Raw genomic sequence first — 18,296 nt, forward strand, 5'->3', positions numbered from 1 at the left:
AATAATATTTTCAATTATTCCTGTAAATACTAAAAAAAAATCATATAAGGAGAACTAAGCAACAAATGGAACATAACCCAAAACTTATATCATCAGAAATTGCAGCATTATGGAGTGCATATATGCAAAATTCAATGGCTTATTGTATAGTTCAGCATTTTGCCACTGTTAATGAAGATGCAGATTCTACAGAAATTATTCAAACAGCTTTAACAAATTGCAATTTTGTTGTAAACGAAGTAAAACAAATCTTTGAAAAAGAAAATCATGCAATACCTTTTGGATTCACACAAGAAGATGTGAACTTAAAAGCGGGTCGATTATATTCAGATTTGTTTACCATTAGATACATAAAATACATGGCTGCTGCTGGAACTGCGGCTGCGGCAGCTTTGCTCGAAGTATTGGCACGGAAAGATGTAAGAGATTGGATTTCAAAAACTTCAGAAATGTTTATGAAACTTTACAATGATGCTTGTGATTTACTTCTAAAGAAGGGAGCATTTGTCCGTTCACCTACCTTACCTCCAATGGAAAAAGCTGAATACCTTCAAAGTGAATCATTTTTATCAGGATTAATCGGCAAACACCGACCTTTGACTGTTATTGAACTAACTCATATTTCGAAAAATACGGAAACAAACTCCATTGGCAGAACTTTTATCACAGGCTTTTCCCAAACAGCTAAATCATCTGAAGTGAGAAGATATTTGGAGAGAGGTACGGAGATAGCTGCAAAGCATGAGACAGTGTTTAGACAGATTTTAATTGAAGATGGGGTGCCATTGCCAACCACATGGGATTCAACAATTTCACAATCCATTGATGCCCCATTTTCAGATAAGTTAATGATGTTTCAAATCAATAGTTTAAATGCCCTTAGTGTTGCGGGTTATGGGACCGCCATTGGGGCAAGCCTTAGAAAGGATTTAGGAGGACATTACACAAGACTTGTTGCTGAAATACTCCAGTATGCAAATGATGGCGTTAAATTGATGATTGACAACAGGTGGATGGAACAACCGCCACAAAATGTTGACAGGGAAGCATTAAGAAATAGAAGTGTGTAGTGGTAATCGATATGGACGAAAACAGCGTCGGTTAGTTGGTAAATAGCATGCAGGTTCCGGATCCATTGGAGAAGAGAGCGAAATCCGTCCTCGTCATTTGGAAACAAGAGGGGTTCACCAAGCACAATGCCGCGGAAATGCACGGCTCGCGCCACATGGTTTTCTTGGGCGATGTCGATCCCCATTCCTTAACTATTGCCATCCTATGACCTTTGCTCACGACTAATAAATTTCAGATATTTCCATATTTAAGGGAATGAAAAACGAATCAATGTATATTGTTAATATGATCCGCTTGAATGGGAATACTCCCCATAAACAACCTTAATTGGGGGCGGAATCATGGCATATAAAATGCAGCAAGGAAACGGACTGTACTGCGCCACCGAATATCATTCGCTGTACAAAGTACTCTTGTGTGAACCTCAGTATATGGAAATAAGTGAAATTATCAATGAAACGCAAAGGCATTATGCGGAGGACAATATAGATAAAAAGCTGGCGGTAAAGCAGCATCGTGAATTTCGCAAAGCTTTGTCAGACCAGGGCATCGAAGCCCTGCTCCTGCCTCATGTAGAAGAATATCCCGAGCAGGTGTTTACCAGAGATATTGGTTTTACACTGGGACAGAAGTTATTTGTGTCTCACATGGGCCGCGGAATCAGACAAGGCGAAGACAATATATTAATTAAATGGCTCAATGAACATAATTACCCTTTTTATAACTTACAACGGGACAGTATCGAAGGCGGAGACGTGATGATTGACCGGAATACCGTTTTTGTCGGGATCAGCGGCCGAACCTCGCAGAATGCGGTACATAATTTAATGCAATACATACCAGAGTACGAAGTGGTGACTATACCGATTGAACGTTCCTACCTGCATCTGGATTGTGTGTTTAATGTGCTGTCTCCAACGGAAGCGCTCGTCTTCTCGCCGGCTCTCCACCAAGAAGACTTAGACCGATTAGCCGCACGTTATGAACTAATTGAGGTGAATAAGACCGAACAATTTAAAATGGGAACGAATGTATTGTCATTAGGCAGCAAGAAAGTTTTTAGTTTGCCTGTTAATGAAGAGGTAAATAAAGAACTTCACCGTAGAGGCTACGAAGTGATTGAAGTGGATATTTCGGAAATCATTAAATCAGGAGGATCTTTCCGCTGCTGCACACTGCCGCTTATAAGGGGAGAAGAGTAAAGGACATAGACTTGGCAGGATTCCATTTTAATCCACTATACTTGCCATCATTTCGAAACGTCCTATTGATTGGCTTGCCGGTTGAGCTCCGAACGAAGGAACACAGATAGGAAGAATTATTGATCAGTCATGAAATAACATGAATAAAAAAAGCGATAGGAACTAAGTTGTACAAACAAATGATGTATTCCCTCCACGCGTTATGTATAGACTGTTTAAATCGGATTGTAAAAATATCTCTGAAAAAGAAATTTTACCTTTACAGTTTACTCTTATTCGGGTAAACAAAGGTATTCCTAGCCACAAGGAGGTTAAGTAATGACAGGAAATATCCGAACTATGGCGTTGACGGAAGATGAAAACCAAGTCGTTAAAATGGGTTCACGAGGCTTTACACTCAAAGAAGCAGAGATGTATTTGGACGAGGCACCTGAGCCAATCCTACAATTACCCATCACAAGAGAAGAGTGAAGGCATAACCTTCCGCATCGTATGAATAGTAAGTGGCTGACGTGTGGTTGATTGGTAAACGGAAGTAATAGAAGAGAACCGCTGCATGTATAATATAAACTCCAAAAGAAGAAACGCCAAGATTCATGATTGCATTGACGATCTTCGCATGTAGATTTCGATACAATAAGTTTGCTATTTGGTAAGCGTCAAACATCAAGCCCTCAAATATACATGAGAAAATGAGAGCAACCTAATCCAATCGGAGGTTGCCTTATGATTACTAAAGAACAGCATCACCAAGAATGGACAGCCCGTATAGCGGATTACAAAACGAGCGGGTTTACAATGTCAGCGTGGTGCGATGTCCATCATGTTAAAAAAGAGCAGTTGAAGTATTGGCTCCGCAAACTAAAATCAATCCCTTCCGAGGTTGGAACTCTTTTTAATCACTGGATGCCGCTAACGGTTACCGATCCCATCCAATCTACCATTCCCACCTCTTCCCTTGTCGTTAGTATCGGTTCAGTTCATATAGAGATCCATCCTGGCTTTGACCCATGGCTGCTATGAGAAGTCGTGCAAGCTCTGGAAGCGCCATGCTAACATTATCCAGCGTCCAGCACATCTATCTCGCATCTGGATCAACCGATCTGCGCAAGTCCATCGACGGATTAGCTGCCATCGTGCAGGAAGGCTTCGAGCTCAATCCCTATTCGCCGAGCTTGTTCGTGTTTTGCAATCGTGAGTGGAACAAACTCAAGATTTTGTATTGGGAGCACAACGGGTTCTGGCTGTTTTACCGCCGTCTTGAACGCGGTACATTTCAATGGCCGACCACGAGCGCGGGCATAGTAACCATCTCCTCCCGCGAGCTTCGCTGGCTACTCGATGGACTTTCGCTTCGCCAGCGCCAGGCACACCCGAAAGTTACGGCTGAAACGGTCGTTTAAAGCAAATGTTCGCGGTATCGCCATACCTCCTGGCAGGGATAAAGTGACATTCACCGAATCTATATGGTATGGAAAATAGAGCGGATACCTTAACGACAATCCAACAACTGGAATAGCGAAACCAATCAGACGCAGCAAATTGCAGAGCTTACAGCCAAGCTCAAATGGTACGAGGAGCAGTTCCGTCTTGCGCAACAAAAACGCTTCGGTGCATCAAGCGAGAAGACGAGCCCCAATCAATTGGAGCTGAATCTATTCAACGAAGCCGAGGTACTTGCAACGCCTAAAGGGCAAGAGCCGCCGACGGAGCAAGTAACTTACGAACGCAGAAAATCGACCGGCAAGCGCGAAGCGGATCTGGAACGTTTGCCGATCGAGACCGTGACCTATGAGCTCAGTGAGAAGGATCAGGTCTGCTCGTGCTGTGGCGGCGCACTTCATGAGATGAGCACCGAGACTCGAAGCGAGATCGCCATCGTGCCACCTCAAGTCAAGGTCATCCGACATGTGCGGCAGATCTATTCCTGCCGCCATTGTGAGCGTGAAGACATTCAGACACCTATCGTTACGGCTCCGATGCCGAAACCCGTCTATCCGGGAAGCATCGCTTCGCCGTCAGTTCTGGCGCATATCATGTGCCAGAAGTACGTGGACAGCTTGCCGCTTTATCGACAGGAGCAGCAGTTTGCACGTTTGGGCTTTACATTGTCACGGCAAACGATGGCGAACTGGATGATATACGGAGCGGAGCAGTGGCTGTCTCCCATGGTCGATGCCATAAAGGCGTATTTGCTCAAGCAGGAGACGCTGCATGCAGATGAGACGACGCTGCAGGTGCTACGTGAACCGGGAAGATCGGCAGAATCCACATCCTATTTGTGGCTCTACCCGACCGGTCGATGTGTATCGCCGGCGGTGCTTTATGACTACCAGATGACACGGGGCGGCGAACATCCCCGGAAATTCTTAACCGGCTTTAAGGGGTATCTACATGTGGACGGCTATCCAGGCTACCACAAAGTTGCTGGTGTTACACTAGTCGGATGCTGGGCGCATGCTCGGCGCAAGTACGACGAAGCGTTAAAAGCCTCGCCCGAGACGAAAGGGCAATCGGATACGGCGGCGGGTCAGCGGCTGGCGTATTGCAATGCGCTCTTCGCCATTGAACGCGACTTGAAGGATGCCACGCCGGAAGAGCGGCATAAGTCTATTACAGCTCCAGTACAATGATAGGTTTGGGGCTATTAACGTTTACATTGACCCCATACAAACAATAAAGGAGCTGCCGCTGCTGCTCCTTTTACTTCTTCACGAAATTCAGGAATTTTTGAACAGATGCGTTGATCGCTCAACGGGCAGTAATGTGGAACAGTTTATACAACTTAGTCTAAAATTGCTGTAGAGAATGAACAGTCAAGCAAGCCGTGCCATTCAACTCCCACCATTCAATCGCATTCATTTTAAATTTGCTTGCCATCTGTCATACCAGAAAAGGACCAGGTATGGAATTAAATATCTAATAACGGTAAGGGTATGGTTCCATTGGTTGTAGATTAACCAACCTTGACTATAGGAGTAGAAAGCACATAAAAGGGTCAAACAAACTAGCAGTGCAAACGAAATTATTTTAAACGGGGTAGCTATTCTGGATATTACCATTCCTATAATTAGAGCAAGAATGAAGCTGGAACCTAAATCCGTGATTCTATCATCTGAAGAAGGACTTGATAGAAGTCCAGGGCGCCATTGGTGAAGATTGAATAATACATCGGGAATTGCACCAGGCAGCGCTAATGCAGTATAGGCAAAGCAAGTCAATCTAATAAAGTAGGGTACTTTCGAGGGGCTATGGATATACACATTGGCCAAACGTGAGAAGAATGCAAATCCCACTAAATAAAACAAAGCGGAATATACAACAGACCAATTGTAGTATCTCAAGAATTCCAGTCTTAGATAAACCCATTCCAAGAAAGTCATGACGGATGCCCAAGTCAGAGCTGTTTTCCAAGGGTGATTCATAACATGATAACAGAATAATACAGCAGTTAACGGCAAAATGATGGAATCAGTAAATAAAATGCCTAAAAAGTTGTCACGAACGGGGTCGGACAAAAGGCTCGTTGGGAATTTATATAGGCCCAGTAATAAATTAAAAATGATCTCGGTAATATCTACGACCAGCAAAGCGAGAACAAAGATATTTACAAAAGAACTCCATGTTAATCTCTTTGATTTCAATAACCAGCCGACGTAGGCTGATGCTAAAACAATATGAAGGATATAAAGCATGACAAATTCCCCCCCAACTAAGTTTATAGTTTCCATAATAGAAATTAATATTCGGTTAATTGGGGTTTTTGTCCATTTTACTATCGAAATATTGTTAACGGATAACGTTAGCTGAGTAAACACCCAAGTCGGAGGCAACTGACTTGATCGGCAGGGATGGATTATCCCCGTTAAATGCAGACGACGAGCCTATGATTGAGCCTCATGGCTTTCCCGCAAAAAGGGAAAGCCCCTTCCGCTTGGCTTTCAGCGGAAGGGGCTAGGCTTAAAAAATGCTGTTCGGTTGTCTCGTCGAAGACCATCTCGATCTTGTCAATCTGACGCTTGTCGTTCAGGGTGATATTCTGAATGATGAGGTGCAGCAGCGTCTTGCGCTGGTCGAAGGACGAAAATCGAAGTAGGTACTCGAAGCGCCCAATCAATGACTGTACTTGCTCGAAGGAGACGGTTTGCGAATGGTCGATGTTCAGTTCGTATTCCAGTTCGGACTTTCGGCCATAAAGCCGATCAAGTTCGGCTTCAAGTTCTGCAAGCCGATCGGAAAAGAGCTTTCGATCAAAATCGTCCAATTCATATAGTTCCAAGTACTTGAGCTTTTTTGCCTGAATCTCCTGGACTCGGGTCTGGACTGCGCCTAGTTCGTCCATCAACGGCTTGACACGGCTCTCCTTCCGGTCATTGATGCCATTGACGATTGCCCTAAGGACGTGGCTTCGACAGCACCTGCTTTTCTTATTGATGAACCGTTTCTTTCTGCATCTGTGCTTTGACACCGTGTCGCACTTTTTCAAGTTCGCCTTTTCGATTTTTCACCAATTTCGGCTTCAAATGCGATAATTTTCTTTGTTGCTTAATTGGCTGTTCCCACAGTAACAGGTTGCAGCGGCTCCTCTGCCACTGTACGATTTTCTACACTGAGCATTATCCGTTCCGCTATTCGTTTAATTGCTCTCATCTTTATGTCGTCCTCATTACAAATCCATGCTCGAAAATCATCATCTCGTGTTAATTGAATAACGTTATTTACGTCTTTTTTTCCATAAGGTTCCGGTAAATAGTCCTCGATATCACCATACTCCAGAATGAAGATGCGATCCTCTTCCTCTCTTGTTATGAATGATTGAAGTAAGTTTTTTTGTCCCTCTGTCATGTCAGGTTGAAGTTTACGACGGAAGCTCTTAATGTACTCCCAAAGAACCCGAAGTTCTTCTAGTTGACCACTTGTAAGCGCTCGTTCAAGTTTTTCGGTCAGTGTTGCACCATCCACGCTTCTAACATCTTTAAGCACGTTCTCATCAATTTTACGTTCATTTGTGACAAAAAGGCTTTTGAGCGTGTTATCCCCGATCTGATTCACATAATCAGGATCTGTGACGATCCAATTTTCGGTGCCGAGCATATTAAGGAAATCCCGATATTTTTGCAAATTAATTTTACCTGCTACGTCAATCACTTCGATGATTTTATTTATTTTGTACTCTTTCAGCAACACTTTGATCATTTTCTGGAATATCAACCGATCTGAAATTCCTTCAACCAAAACGACCTTATCAGCGAAAAACATTTTTTCATTGTTCGTACTGTTGATGATATGCAACAAATCTTTCGTTCCTACGACAGACTCGGCTTGAAAATGAGCAACATGACTTGCATTCTGATCGTCCCTAAACACTCTGATGACGTCATTTAGCGTTCGTTCATTAATGAATGCCGGAGAATGAGTTGATATGACGAATTGGTTGCCCGTCTCCCTTGCAAGCTCTAAAAACAGTTCAATCAACACCGACTGCCACTTTGGATGCAAATGCACTTCTGGTTCGTCAACAATTTCGTGTTCTGAAGGAAAAAAAACGCTCCCCTTATATCGCTATTGGGAACGATGATATAACCTTTTAACAAGAAATGCCTCATAACGATCGTTACAATATCCAGCAAATTGCTTTTTACCACCGCCATTCGGACCAATCAAAATGTTAAATTGTTCATTAAAGTTAACTACAGTCGATTCTTTGAAGCTTTTGACGTTGTGTAAGGTAATTTGACTAAGTTTCATCACGAAGCCCCCGGCGATAATTATTTGTAGTCTTATGTTATCCTATTTCCTACCATAAGAAAAGCAACTAGGAGTATGCAGTGGTACAAGTGAATGATATTTTGAACACTACTTGGATTTTAGGCATGCGGTTTTGAGTTTAGTCTCCTGCTAAATTAACAAGCTTATCAGCAACAAAGTTTAAAAAGATATACAAGAAGAAACGACGCTCAATTTCGAACGTCGTACCCATTGGATTATTCTTCAGCTTGTCCACCAAGTTCATCACCGGTTTGGAAAAATGATCACCTTCGAATCGTCTGCTCTCTTTTTTGGCTCATGCTTCCCGATGGCGTCATATGCGTCCAACATCTTCACTGCCTTTCTTCGCTCATCCTCACCAATTTGTCGCCAGTCCCCCAGCACCACGTCGTAAATTTCCCATTTGCCGCACTCGCTATTTGAAGCAAAATCAACGGTGAAGTAAATGTATGAAAAAACCAGTAGCACTCGTATGTTAACGAGTTTCCGCTTACATCATTCACACGACTTTGATACCATAGGTTCACATCTCCTAAGCTTGAAGCGATCCATAAGATCCAAAGCGGTATCCAGAGCCGCGCTTTTTGCGAAAACAATTTACTCTACATAACAAAAATCCAATCTTTAAGCGTATGGTAATAGATGCCGACAAATGCGCCCAAAAAGTAATAAGAAATAAAGCTGATGGCCAACTGCCCTTTATCCGAGTAATGCAAGCTGTAATGATTATAGAGTACAAATGCCCACTGCAGCATAACACCGATCCAGAAGAGATGCCTTGTCATGCGAGGGTTTCGTTGTAAGAACCATAATAGAACCGGAAACAGGATATATAGCTGAGCGTTGATGAAAATAAAATATAGATGGTAATACGTTTTGCCATAAAGAACCATCTCGATAAAATCGATCAAGGAAGCATTCTGGAAAAATTGCTCCCACTTTTCTCCAACTGAATAAAGAGCAAAGATGAATCTGTTGATGAACGGATGGGGGTGCTATACGGGTAAAAGAGCATGACAAATAACCGCACCTGAGAAAGGAATAATGGTGTTTTTGTTTTACTGTTGGGATTTCTTGCGTTTAATGGCTTTGATAAAAATATTGTTTTGACTTTGGCTTTGGTTTTGACTTTGGTTTTGATTTTGACTTTGGTTTTGATTTTGACTTTGGTTTTGATTTTGATTTTGGTTTTGACCTTGCGTGGATACATAATCTAAAGTCCAGTCAATCATTCCATTCATCATACCTAGGATTAAATGAATCACATCATCCTCTGTGAGGTTTGAACCGGAAGATTTACCTGTTTGACTTGATTTATACTGCTGCAATTTTTTTTCTAATTCACTCGTTAAACCTTTTAACTTTAAAAAATCATTAGCGATTCCAGAAATTTGGTTGCCGTTATTCCCGCTTTGATTATTATTATTTCCGCTCGATGATTGGTTTTCGTTATCATTGTTGCTTTCTTGGTTCTTAAGAGATTGTTTAATTTGGTCCAACTGATCCGTTATAAATTGGAGTTGCTGCGCTAATTCATCGATCTGTCCTTTCAATTCGCGGGTGCTTATCATCGATAGCTGCTCCTTAAAAAATAAATTGATATCGATATAATTATTCCCATGTCTGTGCATATTATCCAAGGAATTCTTATGTTACTTCTTCGAAAGCAAAGTCTAATCCGATTGGCAAGAACAACTACATGACCAAAAGGAAACGAGCCTCTTTGATTCTAAGGCTCGTTCGGAGGTCAGGGAGACATTTATGTATTCCCTAAATCAGCAGTATTTTTCAAAAATCTTTTTTGCAGTGCTCTCTGCGACTGAGGCCCTTTTTTGTTACGCTTTTCCGTTTGATCCGAATTCCCGAATCTTTCCGGTAACGACTTCTTTAATGGCTTTGTTCCATTTCCTTAAATCCAAGCTTTGGCCCCCCTTTATAGGGTCCGTGCACAGAGCCAAGAGCTGGAGCGAGGCAATCAATGCCTGTGAGCTTGACGAGCCCGTGCGCAATCGCCCGGGTTTGCGCAAATGATGCCTTTTCCTACAACATCATCTTCTTGCCCTCCGACGGTTCCTAGTTCTGCTTCGACGGAAACGCCGTGGTTATGCTCGTATTCCACCACTTTTTTTATAGTATACCACTTTCAAACTTAACGATTTTTCAAAATGGTATATAACAAAGTTACCCACAATTTAGACCTGCAGCCCGTTGAAGTGGGTCTCTTTTTTGTATCCTGAAACGGAAGAGCCATGGAATCAACCATGAGAGAGTATAACTACAATCCCCAGAAATCCGATATTACTTAATGAGCACTAGTCTGGGTATGCTATGTTTATATAAAAAGCGATGAGAGTGGTGGCATATGAAGAATTTTATAATTAAGTTGAAGACAAAGATTGCAAGTAAATGGCACGAATTGCTCAATGACCCTGCAGGACCACATTCAGTAGCAATGAGCTTTGCTATCGGGGTAATTTCGGAAATGTTGACCATACCAACGGCAGGAATTGCTTTTATACTAATGATCGCTGTAGTCAAGTGGTTGAAATTTAGTCTGACCTCAGCATTAGTAGGCTATTTCTTTACTAAGATTGTATACATTCCATTAGCGCCATTGGAATTAAAAATTGGAAAGAGTATGCTCCATGAAAACTTCGATCCGCATGCGCATAAGTGGGCTTGGGCTAGAGGAGTGTTACACAAAGACGCTGAATTGTTGCTAGGAGCAGTTATTATCGGAGGGGTTTTAGCTGTCTTATGTTATTTTGTGATCAGACAAATCCTCGTACTAAGGTTAAAGCGCAAATCAAAAACCTCATCTTCTTAAGGGGTATGGGAAGCAGGGAAGAGTTACCTGCCTTCATTGAAATCTCTTTCATTTAAAAACAGATAAGTTACCTCTGCTTGGCAGTAGTTTGTATGTGTATGAAACGGTTGGATTTGTTTTGGAAGGTACGCTGAGAGATTGTATAAAAAAACGGTGACAAGTACGAGTCTCTAAATGTTATGTCTTTACTCAAAACAGAGTATCCCAACAATCCTGAATAACAATAACATCATATTAAAACAAAATGACGTATCAAATTGCTGCCAATTTGTGCGTCATTTTTGCTGTGAGCTGCCGTTTTGCCGCGGCATTAAGGTAGTGAGGAACCTCTGAGATGGCGGGTTGGAATTATGCGTATTTTTGACGATTTTGTGGCAATTAAAGTGTATATTATAAAATCATATCGATTATATATTGTGTCATAATAAAATATATGGTATGTATTATATGAGAAGAAAATCATCGAAGGAGGTCTTGTATGAGCTGCTCAGTCGGTATAAGCGGGTTGGGAAGGATAGGCAGGCTGCTGATAAGGTCCATTTGTGCAGGCGGAAGTGCCGAAGCGGAGATAAAAGCGGTCAATAGCCCTTACCCCGCGTCTACGATAGCGCACTTGCTGAAATACGACACGATTCACGGAATGTGGGACGCGGATATCGAGGACGGCATCGATTCTCTAACGATAAATGGACGCCGCATCGCCGTATTGGCGGAGCGGGATCCCTCCAGACTGCCGTGGGAGGCACTGGGCGTAGACCTTGTCATTGACGCCACAGGCAAATTCAACAACAAGCAGGGCGCGGAAAAGCATTTGGAGGCCGGAGCTTCCAGCGTCATCATAACGGCGCCGGGCAGCGGGATGGATCTCACGGTCGTGATGGGAGTGAACGACGGCCGTTACGACCCTGAGCGGCACAAGTTGTTGTCCGCCGCTTCTTGTACGACCAACTGTGTGGCGCCGGTGCTGAAAATTATTGACGACGCTTTCACCGTCCGCAGCGGCTGGATGACCACTGTGCACGCTTATACAAACGACCAGAAACATCTCGATAATCCTCATGCCGATTTGCGGAGAGCCCGCTCCTGCACGCAGTCCATCATTCCGACAACGACAGGGGTAGGAAAAGCGCTGCGGGATATCCTTCCGCATTTGGCGCCGGTGATGCAGGGAATATCGCTGCGGGTGCCGACACCGGACGTGTCTTTGGCCGATATGACTCTGCAGCTGGGACGCAGCGTGACGGCCGATGAGGTGAAGGCGGTTTTCCAGGAAGCCGTGACAGGCGAATTTGCCCGCTACGTGGGATACAGCGAGGAACCCCTTGTTTCGTCCGATTATATCGGCCACAGCAAATCGGCCGTTGTGGACGGATTATCGCTGATGGCATCGGGAGACCAGGTGAAAATTTTAGCGTGGTATGACAATGAATGGGCTTATGCTTCCCGGGTTGCGGATTTGATGAACCTGGTCGCGAGTCAAACTCAAAAAGGAGAGAATGCCGCATGGAACAGAGTAGCATTATTCAACTAACGAGTGTGATGAAGGAACAAGACAGCCGTTTACCGAAATTGGGTACCATCCTTTGCCGCGACTGTGGCGGTTTTATAGATGAACTTGATACCAATCGTGTGATCGTTTTTTACAGCAGCTGCGGGCAAGAGAACTGCGGCAAGACTGAGCGGACGGAGGCGGAATAAAATGAGCGTAAAACAATGGGTGGTTCATTTTTCAGAGGGCGATCAAACGATGAAGGAACTGCTGGGCGGAAAAGGGGCCAATCTGGCGGAGATGACCAAAGCCAGGCTGCCTGTGCCGCCGGGTTTTACAGTGACCACGGACGCCTGCCGCGCTTACTACGCCACGGGAGGCAGCTTGCCGGTCGGTCTGTTTGCACAGGTAGAGGACGCGATGCGTAGACTTGAATCCGCCAAGGGACAGCGTTTCGGAGATACAAAGGATCCTCTGCTCGTGTCTGTCCGCTCCGGCTCCGTGACGTCCATGCCCGGTATGATGGATACGATCCTTAACCTGGGGCTGAACGACGAAACGGTGGAGGGTTTGGCGCGGATGACGGGCAACCGCCGGTTTGCTTTTGACTGCTACAGAAGGCTCATCCAAATGTTCGCAAATGTTGTGTTCGGTGTGGATTCGATGCATTACGAACAGCACCTCCATAAAATGAAATCGGAGAACGGTTGGGCGCAGGACAGGGACGTACCGGCGGATGGCTGGGAGGAACTGATCGTTCAATATAAAAGCGTGACACGCAGGCTGGCCGGCAAGGAATTTCCGCAAAAGGTTTCCGAGCAGCTCGAGCTGGCGGTGGAAGCGGTATTCCGTTCCTGGAACAACCAGCGGGCGAAGGTGTACCGCAAGGTTCACCGTATTCCGGATGAGCAGGGCACCGCGGTCAATATCCAGTCGATGGTGTTCGGCAATATGGGTGACGACTGCGGAACGGGGGTCGTATTTACGCGCAATCCTTCCACTGGCGAAAAGAAGCTGTTCGGCGAATATTTGACGAACGCCCAGGGAGAAGATGTCGTAGCGGGAGTCCGTACGCCGCTTCCGGTTTCGGAGCTGGGCGGGGAGATGCCTGAAGTTTACCGCAGCCTGGCCAACACGGCTGAACAGCTTGAGGTCCACTACAAGGATATGCAGGATATCGAATTCACCGTGGAGCGGGGTAAACTGTATATCCTGCAAACGCGCAGCGGCAAACGCACCGCCCAGGCCGCGATGAAAATCGCCGTCGAGCTTGTGCGGGAAGGAGTGATAAGCAGGGAGGAGGCGCTGCAGAGGATGGAGGTGACCCACCTCGACCAGCTGCTGCACCCTGCGATTGACACCGAGGCGGAGCTCGACGTGCTCGCGGCCGGACTGCCGGCTTCGCCGGGCGCAGCCTCGGGGCAGGCTGTGTTCACCGCCGACCTCGCGGAGGAATGGGCCCGCGCGGGCAAACGCGTCATCCTCGTGCGCGCGGAGACGACTCCGGAGGACATCCACGGCGTGTTTGCCGCCGAGGGTGTCCTCACAAGCCGCGGCGGCATGACCAGCCACGCGGCGGTGGTGGCGCGCGGCATGGGAAAGCCGTGCGTCTGCGGCTGCGAGGAGCTGCGCGTCCAGCAGGAGCGCCGCGAATTCAGCGCACGCGGCGAGACTGTGCGCGAAGGCGACTGGATCTCCATCGACGGCGCGACCGGCCGGGTGATCCGCGGCGTCGTGCCGCTTAAGGAGGCCGAGCTGTCGCCTGAGCTGCTGCAGCTGCTGGACTGGGCAGACGGCGTGCGCCGTCTCGGCGTCATGGCGAACGCCGACAATCCGGAGGACGCGCGGAAGGCCCGCGAGCTCGGCGCCCAGGGTATCGGCCTGTGCCGGACGGAGCATATGTTCATGTCGGCCGAGCGGCTGCCGGTGGTGCAGGCGATGATTCTCGCCGAGAACGACACAGACCGTCGGAAGGCCCTGCACAAGCTGCTGCCGATGCAGCAGGCCGACTTCGAGGGCATGTTCAGAGCCATGGACGGGCTGCCGGTGACGATCAGGCTGCTGGATCCTCCTCTGCATGAGTTTCTCCCGAATTTGGAGGAGCTGCAGCAGCGGCATATCCGGTTGGGCCTTAATCCCGAGAGTCCCGTCGAAGAGCGGGAGGCGGTGGGGCAGCTGCTGCGCAAGGCGCGTGCCCTCCATGAGGCGAATCCGATGCTCGGCCAGCGCGGCTGCCGGCTTGGCATCGTCTTCCCCGAGATTTACGAGATGCAGGCGGAAGCGATTTTCAATGCGGCTCTCACCTGCATTCAGGACGGTATCCGGGTATTTGTGGAGATCATGATCCCGCTCGTGGGTCATGAGAACGAGCTGAGGATCATGCGTGAGCTCGTTGACCGGACAGCGGAGAGGGTGCTTGGCAGTATGAAAGGTTCGGTTGCTTACAAGGTTGGGACAATGATAGAGGTGCCGCGGGCGGCTTTGACCGCCGACCGGATCGCGAAGCACGCTGACTTTTTCTCCTTCGGAACCAACGATTTGACGCAGATGACGTACGGGTACAGCCGTGACGACGCGGAGGGCAAATTCCTGAGCCATTATGTGGACAGCAAGCTGCTGCCGTCCAATCCGTTCCAGGTGCTGGACAGCGATGGCGTAGGACTGTTGATTGAGTGGGCGGTTACGCGGGCGCGGCTGGTGAAGCCGGGACTAAAAACCGGCGTGTGCGGCGAGCACGGCGGCGACAGGGAATCGATCTTTTTCTGCCATGTGGCGGGCCTGGATTATGTCAGCTGCTCCCCGTACCGCGTGCCGCTCGCCCGAATCGCTGCGGCACAGGCGCAGCTGGCGATCGGAACGGCAGAGCCGGCCCGATTGGAAGCGGATAAAGCTGCTGTCTGAGCGCCCGAACCTTTTTCAATGTGGCTGTTGCAGGCTGAGCCGGCCTAATCCAAGCAGGATTCTGGCGTTTTTGTCCGAAACATTATATGATAAATGGACAATTATGTTTACGGGAGGGAACGGCTATCGAATTGACACCCCGCCAGATGGAAATCGTGGAATTGGTCAAGCGCCATGCGCCGGTGACAGGCGAGCAGATCGCGGAATTTCTCGGTCTGAGCCGGCCCACCATCCGGTCCGATTTGGCCGTGCTGGTTATGTTGGGTTATATAGACGCCAAGCCGAAGGTCGGTTATTTTCTCGGAAAAGCGGTGGCCTCCCGGGGACAAAGGCTTGACGCGTTAAGGGAGCTTAAGGTGAAGGACTACCAATCTATGCCGGTTGTAATCAGGGAGACGGCGACTGTGAACGATGCGGTCGTCGCTCTTTTTCTTGAGGATGTCGGCAGCTTGACCGTAGCCGATGCGCAAGGCGGATTGGTCGGCGTCGTATCCCGCAAGGATTTGCTTAAGGTTACGCTTGGCAACCCGGCCGCATCTTCGATGCTGGTCAGCTTCGTGATGACCCGCCAACCGAATATTGTCACAGTGACTGCGGACGATCCGGTGCTTGAGGCCGGACGCCGGATGATCCAGCATCAGGTGGACAGTCTTCCCGTCGTGTCGCCATCGGATGACGGGCACCCGGAAGTAGTGGGCCGAATCACGAAGACGACTATGACCAGAATTTTGCTTGAGCTTGGCAACGATGCACAGATTTGAAGGTTTAGGAGGAATCCAGTTGATTGAAGGGCAGCAGCATACGATCACGGTCTGTTCGGACTCCGTCGGCGAAACGGCGGAATCCGTCGTCCGCGCAACGATCCGTCAGTTCGACGCGCAACAGTTCAGGATCAAAAGGATTGCGCATATCAAAAATGAGGATGAGATTCGGCTGATTATGGAAGAGGTGGCAGGGGCGGGAGGTTTTGTCGCTTACACGCTTGTGCAGCCCGAGCTGCGGGAAATGATGAAGGAGGAGTCGGTCCGCCTCGGCGTTCGTGCCGTGGACATCATGGGTCCGATGATGCAGGCGGTCATCGATACGTTCAATAATTTTCCCAAACGGGAGCCGGGCCTTCTCCACCGCATGGACGACGACTATTTCCGCCGGGTCGAGGCGATTGAATTCGCCGTCAAATGCGACGACGGCAGGGAAACCAGCGGGATGCTGCAGGCGCATATCATTCTCATCGGCGTGTCCCGCACCTCCAAGACGCCGCTCAGCATTTTTCTCGCGCACAAAGGCTACAAGGTGGCCAATCTGCCGCTGGTACCGGAAGTAAGGCTCCCCAAGGAGCTGTTTCAGGTATCCCCGCGCAAAATCATCGGCCTGACGATGGACGCCGAGCAGCTGCTCAGAATCCGAACGGAACGCATCAAAGCGGTGGGGCTTCCCTATGGCGCGAAGTATGCGAGACTGGAGCGGATCGTGGAAGAGCTTGAGTATGCGCAGAATCTGATCAAGCAGCTCGGCTGCCCGTCCATCAACGTCACTGACAAAGCGATAGAGGAGACCGCAGGCATCATATTGGACCACTTATAATGTCAGATCTGCAGCGCCCAATAGTCCCAATTGTTCTGGCCGTGGGGCCTGAATATGCCTGTGCGAAAGCTTTTGCGGTACGATTCGACATTACCAAGGAAGCTTCGGAAAGCGCCAAGTTTATTACGGGACAATGCTTTTCAGTGAACGGCTGCAAAACGCTGTTGGAATTTAGGTGCTCAGATAACCGGCCTTCTTTCACAGGCACTGCCAGACTAAAACGCGGCTAATCCGGAGATCGGCAAACAGTTATAAAACAACGCGGCTCGCCAGGAAATCCGGCGTGCCGCGTTTGAATGATTGCAAAGCCGTTATGTGCTCTGCGTTACACTGGTACTTTCACTAACTCTTCTTTTCTCTGTTCGGAATTTATCAATAGAGTTTTATTAGGCAGGTAATGGTTCGTTTTGATAAAACGGATCGTCTTTGTTTTCGCCCGCATGACGATGGAATGCGTCTCCGCTCTCTGGCCGGGCAAATACATCACGCCGTCCAGAAAATCGCCGGGAGTGATGCCGGTTGCCGCGAAGATCACATCTTCGCTGCCGATCATATCCCGCATCGTAAGCACTTTGTGCGGATCGTCGATGCCCATGCCGAGGCAGCGATTGAACTCCGCCTCATCCGTGGGCATCAGACGGCCCTGCAGCTCGCCGCCCAGGCAGCATAAAGCCGCAGCGGCCAGTACGCCTTCCGGGGCCCCGCCGGAACCGACATAGAGATCGATCCCCGATTCGGGGAACGCGGGGGCCATCGCGCCGGCCACATCGCCGTCGCTGAGGAACTTGATGCGGACACCCACGCGGCGGAGTGTTTCGATGGAATTACGGTGCCTTTCCCGGTCTAGGATCATCACGGTAAGGTCGGCGATGTTTTTATTCAAATGTTCTGCTGCTTTATGCAGCGTGGTTTCAAGCCGATCGGTGAGACTGAGCTTGCCTGCCAGCGCAGGACCCACGGCCAGCTTTTCCATATACATATCGGGCGCGTGCAGAAGATTGCCTTTGCCTGCGACAGCGATGACGGCGAGCGCGTTGTTCAGTCCCTTGGCCACCAATTCGGTGCCTTCCAGCGGATCGACGGCGATGTCCACCTCGGGTCCCTGCAGATTGCCGACCTCTTCGCCTATGTAAAGCATGGGTGCTTCGTCCATTTCGCCTTCGCCGATCACGACGGTGCCTTTTACGGACACCGAGTCGAACATGGCTCTCATCGCCGCAGTGGCCGCTCCATCAGCCGAATGCTTGTCCCCTCGGCCCATCCATCTTGCGGATGCGAGAGCAGCTATTTCGGTTACCCGTACGATCTCCAACGCCAATTCTCTTTCCATTCATACATTCCCCCATCCGAAAATAATAGGACCTGCTTTTATAAGTATACAACAAATAGTATGTTTTATAAAATGTTTTTCTCAAAATATTATGTCATAATTAATAAATTTGGTGTGTTATAC

General features: G+C 47.9%; 18 protein-coding genes and 3 pseudogenes. 12 read left to right on the forward strand and 9 right to left on the reverse strand.

Annotated elements, in window-relative coordinates; genetic code table 11:
• Positions 1-65 precede the first annotated feature (65 nt).
• On the forward strand, positions 66-1,070 hold the full coding sequence (locus ACZ5N7_RS01535; protein ID WP_464656767.1) for a DUF3231 family protein: 1,005 nt from the start codon (positions 66-68) through the stop codon (positions 1,068-1,070).
• A 38-nt stretch (positions 1,071-1,108) separates the two neighbouring features.
• On the opposite strand, the pseudogene ACZ5N7_RS01540 reads toward ACZ5N7_RS01535, so the two are convergent.
• A pseudogene (locus tag ACZ5N7_RS01540) lies at positions 1,109-1,255 on the reverse strand (IS110 family transposase); the annotation flags it as partial.
• 157 nt (positions 1,256-1,412) lie between these two features.
• Between ACZ5N7_RS01540 and ACZ5N7_RS01545 the strand changes: the two are divergent.
• The 5 genes and pseudogenes from ACZ5N7_RS01545 to tnpC all read left to right on the forward strand — a co-directional run.
• Entirely contained in the window at positions 1,413-2,273 is an 861-nt protein-coding gene (locus ACZ5N7_RS01545; protein WP_464656769.1) for a dimethylarginine dimethylaminohydrolase family protein, read from the forward strand.
• 318 nt (positions 2,274-2,591) lie between these two features.
• Positions 2,592-2,744 carry a hypothetical protein gene (locus ACZ5N7_RS01550; RefSeq protein ID WP_464656771.1) on the forward strand — a complete coding sequence of 51 codons (153 nt, stop codon included), beginning with the start codon at positions 2,592-2,594 and terminating at the stop codon, positions 2,742-2,744.
• A 255-nt stretch (positions 2,745-2,999) separates the two neighbouring features.
• Positions 3,000-3,296 (forward strand): IS66 family insertion sequence element accessory protein TnpA, encoded by a 297-nt coding sequence (gene tnpA, locus ACZ5N7_RS01555; protein WP_464656772.1) that lies wholly within the window; start codon positions 3,000-3,002, stop codon positions 3,294-3,296.
• A gap of 26 nt (positions 3,297-3,322) precedes the next feature.
• The gene (tnpB, locus tag ACZ5N7_RS01560) at positions 3,323-3,676 is read left to right on the forward strand and encodes an IS66 family insertion sequence element accessory protein TnpB (protein WP_464656774.1); all 354 of its coding nucleotides are present in this window, start codon (positions 3,323-3,325) and stop codon (positions 3,674-3,676) included.
• 126 nt (positions 3,677-3,802) lie between these two features.
• A pseudogene (gene tnpC, locus ACZ5N7_RS01565) lies at positions 3,803-4,879 on the forward strand (IS66 family transposase); the annotation flags it as partial.
• Positions 4,880-5,131: 252 nt separating this feature from the next.
• Here tnpC and ACZ5N7_RS01570 read toward each other — a convergent pair.
• The 7 genes and pseudogenes from ACZ5N7_RS01570 to ACZ5N7_RS01600 form a co-directional block, all read right to left on the reverse strand.
• Positions 5,132-5,968, reverse strand: a complete 837-nt coding sequence (locus ACZ5N7_RS01570; protein ID WP_464656776.1) for a hypothetical protein — start codon at positions 5,966-5,968, stop codon at positions 5,132-5,134.
• Positions 5,969-6,138: 170 nt separating this feature from the next.
• On the reverse strand, positions 6,139-6,618 hold the full coding sequence (locus tag ACZ5N7_RS01575) for a hypothetical protein (protein WP_464656778.1): 480 nt from the start codon (positions 6,616-6,618) through the stop codon (positions 6,139-6,141).
• A gap of 200 nt (positions 6,619-6,818) precedes the next feature.
• The gene (locus ACZ5N7_RS01580) at positions 6,819-7,796 is read right to left on the reverse strand and encodes an ATP-dependent nuclease (protein ID WP_464659102.1); all 978 of its coding nucleotides are present in this window, start codon (positions 7,794-7,796) and stop codon (positions 6,819-6,821) included.
• A gap of 39 nt (positions 7,797-7,835) precedes the next feature.
• Complete coding sequence (locus tag ACZ5N7_RS01585) at positions 7,836-8,021, reverse strand: AAA family ATPase (protein WP_464656780.1); 186 nt, start codon at positions 8,019-8,021, stop codon at positions 7,836-7,838.
• A gap of 623 nt (positions 8,022-8,644) precedes the next feature.
• Positions 8,645-8,827, reverse strand: a complete 183-nt coding sequence (locus tag ACZ5N7_RS01590) for a hypothetical protein (protein WP_464656782.1) — start codon at positions 8,825-8,827, stop codon at positions 8,645-8,647.
• 273 nt (positions 8,828-9,100) lie between these two features.
• On the reverse strand, positions 9,101-9,613 hold the full coding sequence (locus ACZ5N7_RS01595) for a hypothetical protein (protein ID WP_464656784.1): 513 nt from the start codon (positions 9,611-9,613) through the stop codon (positions 9,101-9,103).
• 325 nt (positions 9,614-9,938) lie between these two features.
• A pseudogene (locus ACZ5N7_RS01600) lies at positions 9,939-10,176 on the reverse strand (class II fructose-bisphosphate aldolase); the annotation flags it as partial.
• A gap of 228 nt (positions 10,177-10,404) precedes the next feature.
• Between ACZ5N7_RS01600 and ACZ5N7_RS01605 the strand changes: the two are divergent.
• The 6 genes from ACZ5N7_RS01605 to ACZ5N7_RS01630 all read left to right on the forward strand — a co-directional run bounded on the left by ACZ5N7_RS01605 (position 10,405) and on the right by ACZ5N7_RS01630 (position 16,843).
• A complete protein-coding gene (locus ACZ5N7_RS01605) occupies positions 10,405-10,869 on the forward strand; it encodes a DUF2062 domain-containing protein (RefSeq protein WP_464656785.1) in 465 nt (154 codons plus the stop codon).
• Positions 10,870-11,347: 478 nt separating this feature from the next.
• Complete coding sequence (gene gap, locus ACZ5N7_RS01610) at positions 11,348-12,400, forward strand: type I glyceraldehyde-3-phosphate dehydrogenase (RefSeq protein ID WP_464656787.1); 1,053 nt, start codon at positions 11,348-11,350, stop codon at positions 12,398-12,400.
• Positions 12,373-12,567 carry a GapA-binding peptide SR1P gene (locus ACZ5N7_RS01615; protein WP_464656789.1) on the forward strand — a complete coding sequence of 65 codons (195 nt, stop codon included), beginning with the start codon at positions 12,373-12,375 and terminating at the stop codon, positions 12,565-12,567. Before gap ends, ACZ5N7_RS01615 begins: the two co-directional genes overlap by 28 nt.
• A 1-nt stretch (position 12,568) precedes the next feature.
• On the forward strand, positions 12,569-15,259 hold the full coding sequence (gene ppdK, locus ACZ5N7_RS01620) for a pyruvate, phosphate dikinase (RefSeq protein ID WP_464656791.1): 2,691 nt from the start codon (positions 12,569-12,571) through the stop codon (positions 15,257-15,259).
• 86 nt (positions 15,260-15,345) lie between these two features.
• Positions 15,346-16,020 (forward strand): helix-turn-helix transcriptional regulator, encoded by a 675-nt coding sequence (locus ACZ5N7_RS01625; protein ID WP_464656793.1) that lies wholly within the window; start codon positions 15,346-15,348, stop codon positions 16,018-16,020.
• Positions 16,007-16,843: a pyruvate, water dikinase regulatory protein gene (locus tag ACZ5N7_RS01630; protein WP_464656795.1), complete on the forward strand. Its 837-nt coding sequence runs from the start codon at positions 16,007-16,009 to the stop codon at positions 16,841-16,843. Before ACZ5N7_RS01625 ends, ACZ5N7_RS01630 begins: the two co-directional genes overlap by 14 nt.
• A gap of 325 nt (positions 16,844-17,168) precedes the next feature.
• Here ACZ5N7_RS01630 and glpX read toward each other — a convergent pair whose 3' ends face one another.
• Entirely contained in the window at positions 17,169-18,173 is a 1,005-nt protein-coding gene (glpX, locus tag ACZ5N7_RS01635; protein WP_464656797.1) for a class II fructose-bisphosphatase, read from the reverse strand.
• Between the last annotated feature and the right edge of the window lie 123 nt (positions 18,174-18,296).

Source organism: Paenibacillus sp. JCM 18996, from assembly GCF_055392555.1.

Excerpts from the sequence above, each read along its gene's own strand:
- ACZ5N7_RS01535 (WP_464656767.1), top strand. The coding sequence starts at position 66 with ATGGAACATAACCCAAAACTTATATCATCAGAAATTGCAGCATTATGG.
- ACZ5N7_RS01545 (WP_464656769.1), top strand. The coding sequence starts at position 1,413 with ATGGCATATAAAATGCAGCAAGGAAACGGACTGTACTGCGCCACCGAA.
- ACZ5N7_RS01550 (WP_464656771.1), top strand. The coding sequence starts at position 2,592 with ATGACAGGAAATATCCGAACTATGGCGTTGACGGAAGATGAAAACCAA.
- tnpA (WP_464656772.1), top strand. The coding sequence starts at position 3,000 with ATGATTACTAAAGAACAGCATCACCAAGAATGGACAGCCCGTATAGCG.
- tnpB (WP_464656774.1), top strand. The coding sequence starts at position 3,323 with ATGCTAACATTATCCAGCGTCCAGCACATCTATCTCGCATCTGGATCA.
- ACZ5N7_RS01570 (WP_464656776.1), bottom strand. The coding sequence starts at position 5,968 with ATGCTTTATATCCTTCATATTGTTTTAGCATCAGCCTACGTCGGCTGG.
- ACZ5N7_RS01585 (WP_464656780.1), bottom strand. The coding sequence starts at position 8,021 with ATGAAACTTAGTCAAATTACCTTACACAACGTCAAAAGCTTCAAAGAA.
- ACZ5N7_RS01590 (WP_464656782.1), bottom strand. The coding sequence starts at position 8,827 with ATGACAAGGCATCTCTTCTGGATCGGTGTTATGCTGCAGTGGGCATTT.
- ACZ5N7_RS01595 (WP_464656784.1), bottom strand. The coding sequence starts at position 9,613 with ATGATAAGCACCCGCGAATTGAAAGGACAGATCGATGAATTAGCGCAG.
- ACZ5N7_RS01605 (WP_464656785.1), top strand. The coding sequence starts at position 10,405 with ATGAAGAATTTTATAATTAAGTTGAAGACAAAGATTGCAAGTAAATGG.
- gap (WP_464656787.1), top strand. The coding sequence starts at position 11,348 with ATGAGCTGCTCAGTCGGTATAAGCGGGTTGGGAAGGATAGGCAGGCTG.
- ACZ5N7_RS01615 (WP_464656789.1), top strand. The coding sequence starts at position 12,373 with ATGGAACAGAGTAGCATTATTCAACTAACGAGTGTGATGAAGGAACAA.
- ppdK (WP_464656791.1), top strand. The coding sequence starts at position 12,569 with ATGAGCGTAAAACAATGGGTGGTTCATTTTTCAGAGGGCGATCAAACG.
- ACZ5N7_RS01625 (WP_464656793.1), top strand. The coding sequence starts at position 15,346 with ATGATAAATGGACAATTATGTTTACGGGAGGGAACGGCTATCGAATTG.
- ACZ5N7_RS01630 (WP_464656795.1), top strand. The coding sequence starts at position 16,007 with ATGCACAGATTTGAAGGTTTAGGAGGAATCCAGTTGATTGAAGGGCAG.
- glpX (WP_464656797.1), bottom strand. The coding sequence starts at position 18,173 with ATGGAAAGAGAATTGGCGTTGGAGATCGTACGGGTAACCGAAATAGCT.